The 490-nt window shown below is 47.6% G+C and carries 1 protein-coding gene; it reads right to left on the reverse strand.

Going from position 1 to position 490, the window contains the following annotated elements:
* The coding region (locus ACT3QQ_RS13955; protein WP_444528435.1) for an IS256 family transposase at positions 1-490 on the reverse strand (490 nt) is incomplete at both ends.

A 490-nucleotide genomic window follows, 5' to 3' on the forward strand; every position in this document is an offset into this window, starting at 1 on the left:
TCAAACATAATCATAAAGCGATTAAGAGCAGACGTCCAGTTACGAATCGGCATCGACCACTTCTTGGATGCCTGCTGTGTTGCTAGATATACCACTTTAAACGCTGCCTGATCAGAGGGAAATACCTTACGCTTATTCACCGCCGTTCGAATCACACTGTTTAGCGACTCTATCGCATTGGTGGTATAGATCACTCTTCTGATGTCTTTAGGATAACCAAAGAACACCGTTAAGCCCTCCCAGTTATTGCGCCAAGACTTGATGACATGCGGGTACTCTTTGCCCCATACTTCATCAAAGTGCTCAAGGTTGGCCTCTGCCATCTCAAGCGTATCAGCACCGTAGATGGCCTTTAAATCAGCTGCTACGGCCTTCTTGTCCGTCCAAGGTACGAACTTCATCGAATAGCGCACCATATGCACGATACACAGCTGAACCTGAGCGTTAGGGTAGACCGTATTGATGGCATCAGGGAAGCCTTTTAGGCCGT

It is taken from the genome of Psychrobacter sp. AOP7-A1-24, from assembly GCF_052376235.1.
Lineage (GTDB): Bacteria > Pseudomonadota > Gammaproteobacteria > Pseudomonadales > Moraxellaceae > Psychrobacter.